This is a genomic window from Methanoculleus sp. UBA413 (genome assembly GCF_002502935.1).
In the GTDB taxonomy this organism is placed as follows: Archaea; Halobacteriota; Methanomicrobia; order Methanomicrobiales; family Methanoculleaceae; genus Methanoculleus; species Methanoculleus bourgensis.
In genome coordinates this window covers 1-4,701 of record NZ_DAQR01000028.1, presented here as the reverse complement: position 1 = coordinate 4,701, position 4,701 = coordinate 1, and the positions used below count along the sequence as shown (strand labels likewise).

Annotated in this window: 5 protein-coding genes; 1 reads left to right on the top strand and 4 read right to left on the bottom strand. The window is 57.9% G+C overall.

Annotated elements, in window-relative coordinates; translation table 11 throughout:
• The 4 genes from BP858_RS02285 to BP858_RS02270 all read right to left on the bottom strand — a co-directional run.
• The coding region (locus tag BP858_RS02285) for a GDP-mannose 4,6-dehydratase (protein ID WP_286878729.1) at window positions 1-226 on the bottom strand (226 nt) is incomplete at its 3' end.
• A 62-nt stretch (window positions 227-288) separates the two neighbouring features.
• On the bottom strand, window positions 289-1,602 hold the full coding sequence (locus tag BP858_RS02280) for a glycosyltransferase family 4 protein (protein ID WP_286878728.1): 1,314 nt from the start codon (window positions 1,600-1,602) through the stop codon (window positions 289-291).
• A gap of 12 nt (window positions 1,603-1,614) precedes the next feature.
• Window positions 1,615-2,124, bottom strand: a complete 510-nt coding sequence (locus BP858_RS02275) for a type II toxin-antitoxin system VapC family toxin (RefSeq protein ID WP_286878727.1) — start codon at window positions 2,122-2,124, stop codon at window positions 1,615-1,617.
• A complete protein-coding gene (locus BP858_RS02270; RefSeq protein ID WP_074174683.1) occupies window positions 2,124-2,309 on the bottom strand; it encodes a hypothetical protein in 186 nt (61 codons plus the stop codon). The genes BP858_RS02275 and BP858_RS02270 overlap by 1 nt, the downstream gene beginning before the upstream one ends.
• 685 nt (window positions 2,310-2,994) lie before the next feature.
• Here BP858_RS02270 and BP858_RS02265 point away from each other — a divergent pair.
• Window positions 2,995-4,701: ATP-binding protein (locus tag BP858_RS02265; protein ID WP_286878725.1), on the top strand; the 1,707-nt coding region annotated here is incomplete at its 3' end.

Sequence of the window (4,701 nt, the reverse complement as noted above, 5' to 3'; positions counted from 1 at the left end):
CGTCGAGAGCGGTGGCCAGCCCGGAGATATCCTCCAGGTTCCCCTCAAGGAACGTGATGCCGTTTGCGATATTCTTCCGGGTGATGTTCTGAGGGATAGCGCCGTCCGCCCGCCTCCGGACGAGCCCATAGATGTGCGCACCTTCATCGATCAGGTACCGGGCAAGGTACGACCCCGCGAACCCGCTGACCCCGGTAATCAAAACGTTCCGATCCTTCCATGTCATACAATCTGCTCCCCAAATAGGCCCATAAAAACCAAAGGGCGTAAATCTAATGTCAGAGTTGGTTAGATATTTTGATAAACCTTCTCAAGCGCTTCAACAATCCGCCCCCAGTCATACGTTGCCGCCGCGTCCCTGCAGTCAGGCGCCCGGGCCCGGGAGAGATCCAGCCCCGCCAGGATCCCCTCCCCCATCTCCCCCGCCGAGAGCCCCGAGCAGTACCCGTTCACCCCCTCCACCACCAGGTCCCCAGCCGCGTTCCCCGGGTGGTCCGCCGTCACCACCGGGAGCCCGCAGGCCATCGCCTCCAGCGCCGCGATCCCGAAGCCCTCGCGGGTCGAGGGGAGGACGAAGACCCTTGATGCCTTCATCGCGGCGATGACGTCGTCATACCGGGGCAGAAAACCGGTGAACCGCACCGCCCCGGCAAGCCCGAGGTCGCGCGCAAGACGCTCGAGCGCCGGCCGCTCGGGCCCATCGCCGACGACCAGGGCCCTGAGGTCGGGGACCTCCTCCCGGACCGGCACAAGCGCCCGGAGGAGGACGTCGACGTTCTTCTCCCGGATCAGCCGGCCGGTGAAGATGACGTCCGAGGACTCCGCCGCCGGGGCGATGGCCGCGATCCTCGCGAGATCGATCCCGTTCGGGACCACCGGGACCGGCCCCGGAACCCCGAGCCCCGCAAGCGCCCGGGCCGTCGAGGGCGAGACCGCGACAGGATAATCTGAAAGCCCGGCGGCCAGCCGCTCGACGGCCTTCCCGAAGACCCCCCGCCTTCCTAAGTAGTCGTACCAGTAGTCGCCCCAGACCTCGTGCCAGGTGACCACGAGCGGGACCCCCCGCAGCACCGAGGCGGCCTTTGCAGAAAAACACGAGAAGTAGGGGAAGTTCTGGCAGTCGATGACGTCGGCGCCTGAGGCGAGGAGCGGCCGGAGCACCGAAGAGCCGAACCTGAGCGCCTGTGGGACCCCCCGCCGGCCATCAGAATAGAGGGGCTCCCCCGGACACACACCATGGAGCACCACCCCATCCCGCTCGATCACCGACGGACCGTCCCAGGAGCGCATCCCGTAGACATGGACCTCATGCCCCCGGTCCGCAAGCCTGACCGAGACCTCGTGGATGCGCTTCTCGACCCCGCCCTTCACCCAGGGGTAGACGGCATCGTAGACGTAGGCGATCTTCAGGTGGGTATCCTCCTTGAGGATAAGGTTGCGGGAGAAGGGGGATAAGGGTATTCGTCTGGGGGCGGGTTCGGGGAGCGTGGCCGGGATAGCCTCTCTCCGGGAAGGGGTTGGCCGGTTCCCCCCGGGAGTCTGAGAAGAGGATCTGGTCGTGCTGGAGGAGAGGTGCACGTTCTGAACGGCACAACAACGCATAACAACTATACGCTATACCGTTGTGTCTGCAGAAGGGCATACCAGCGCGAGAAAGTCTACCCGGTCAAAATCCTGGTCATTCGTCGCAAAATAGTTGATATCGTGCTTGCGTGCAGATGCAGCGTGCAGCGCATCTGAGAACAGCAGCCCATACTGCTGCGAGATCTGGAGGGTATCGCTCAGGAGATCGGATGTATCGAGGACTATGAGGTTATACTGTTCCAGCACCTCTTTGGCCATGACATACGGGGTGCTTATGTTGGTCAAAACATCCGGATGTTTCTTTATATAGGTAATCGCCTGCCGTGGTGAAAGACGCTTTTCCATATACATCTGGGTGAGAAGAGCTTTGTGGAAGAACTCGTCTACAACAGTGGAATTGATATAGCCTGTAATATCTTTGGTCTGCACCTTTTCGAGAAGTGTTTCGCACGATGAAGAGAACCGCGTGACGGTATAAGCGTAGAGGAGGATATTCGTGTCAAGAAACACCGATCCTCGCTCTAATTCAGAGAAGTTCATCAGTACAACTCTTCAAGATCTTTTTCGGCCAGTTTCAGGACGTACTCTTCAGGAGCATAGAGCTTTGTCATTTTTTTAGGCCTTCTTTTCAACCGGACCGTCACTCTCTCTTCCCCCTGTTCCAGGGGTTGATCGAGCCGGATCGTCGTATTATCGATCAGCGTTCCATCGACCTCTACCGACATGGCACCACTCCATGGGATCACTACGAGAGCCGGGATAATAAAAGGTTCTTCCGATATCGTACCCGGAAGTGGGCTTCACTCGACAGGGCCGGCGCTCGTGCAGCCCGGGATAGGATCAAACCCCGGCCGACCCACTATATAGTGTCATAGATAACTCTCCACTGGAGGGATCAGTTGACAGCCCCCCGTCTCGCTACACGGTCCATATAGAACAGAATGAGGACGGAGGATATACCGTAACGGTACCCTCCCTCCCGGGATGTATCAGCGAGGGGCTACCCGGGAAGAGGCCCTGGCGCATGTTGAGGAGGCGATCTCGGGGTATCTCGAGGTGGCCGGGCTTCCTGGCCACCCTGTTCCGGTTGAGGTCTCCGTACCCCTCAATGCGGGCAACACGCGGATATCAGATTGCCGGGTGTCGTCCAGTACACTACCGACCCCAACTCACCTTCAGGACAGGGTGGTCGACCGGTTCCCCTCAGGAGTCAGGGCGGTTCATCTGATAGACCGCTCGGGTTTCGACCCGCCTCTCACCAGGGTGACGGACCGGCGCTCCGCCTCACATACCTCCCGCAACCTTTTGGAGGCAGACCGGAAGTACCCTTCGCCCGGCATGCGAACAGTATATGGCTATCGGCGAAGACTGATCTGATATAGACCGGATATCATCTGCAGGAGTCGTGGAATGCGGGGTTGTGCGGAACTTCTCTTAGAGCTTAATACATGTGATGAACATTGGCGCATCGAAGCGAAAGAAACATCCAGAACTCTGGGGAAAACCGTCTCTCAGACGATCTCGGCGTTCTCAAACGAGCCCGGTATCGAGGGAGGGTATCTCCTGCTCGGTGTTTCCCGCGACCCGGCTTCTGGGAACTATAGAGTTGGCGGCGTTCACGATCCCGATAAATTACAGAGAGAAGTCGCTTCACTCTGTGCCTCTGCGTTCAACCGGCCCCTGCGACCGAATGTTCGGGTCTGCATGGTCGATGAAAAACCGGTGATCGTGGTGTACATCCCTGAAGAAGAGCCCCATAATAAGCCCATTTATATAAAAGCGCAAGGTCTGCCGCGAGGCGCCTACCGCCGCATCGGCTCGACGGCTCAACATTGTACTGACGAGGATATCCGGATGTTCCATACGAGTGCAGAACGGAGGACGTATGACGAGTCGGTTATTCCCGGTGCGTCATTGGATGATATCGATCCGCATGCAATCGATGAATACCGGCGAGCACGCCGAGCCGCCAACCCGCATGCACCGGAGTTGAACTGGGATGATGGAGACCTTCTCCTTGCCCTGAAGTGTGCCGATAAGCAAGACGATGAGCTGATCCCCACGTTGGCCGGGATTCTCCTCTTTGGAAGGGATATGGCAATCCGGAAGTACCTCCCGCTGATGCGTGTTGATTACCTGCGCGTTCCAGGCCACAAATGGGATGGAGAGATCTCGTACTCGCTTGAGTTCCGCGAACCGCTGTTACGTATGATTCCACGGGTCATTGCAGGTATTATGGACGATATTCCAAGGTGCGTGGCGTTCCATGAGGGATCCGTCCAGCGGCACGAACAACCCCTTATCCCTGAGCGAGTCGTCCGCGAAGCGGTTGTGAACGCGCTGATGCACCGAAACTATCGATCTTACGGGACGATAAGGATCATCCGTTATCCGGGAAGACTGGAGATAACGAATCCTGGACACTCACTTGTTGAGATCGGCGATGAGGGAAGTATTACCTCTGTTACCAGAAATCCGGTCATTGCAGCGGTTCTGCACGATACAAACCTGGCTGAGAACAAAGGTAGTGGAATCCGGATGATGGTACAGTTAACCCGGGAAGCCCGCCTGTCTCCGCCGATCTTTGAATCGAATCGTCAGGCCGATTATTTCCGCGCCGCATTTTCCCTTCACCATTTCTTCTCTGAGGAAGAACTCGAATGGCTCCGTGACTTCAGCGCTGCTGACGTATCTGATGAAGAGGCGATGGCTCTCGTCTTTGTCAGGCGGAATGGGTCTATCTCGAATGAGCAGTGTCGCGATCTGACCGGACTCGATGTGATCGGTGCAAGCAAATTGCTCGGGAAACTCCGGGATCTGGGCTTCCTTATCCAGCATCCCCATGGCGCGATGACCTTCTACACCCCCACCGGGCAGCTCGGGGTGACACCTGTGTGCACAACGCACCTCCGGGAGGTGGAGGTTTCGTTGGATGCAGGGGAGACTCTGAGTGTTGATTCTGAAGCAATCCCACCGGATATTGCCAAATCAATAAGAATGCTGGGCAAAAGGAATTCGCCACAGGAAGTCAGGCGAGTTATCGTTCAGATTTGCAGCGTGCGCCCCTTCTCTGCCGGGGAGATTGCCCGATTGATTGGGAGAAGCAAGAAGTGGGTA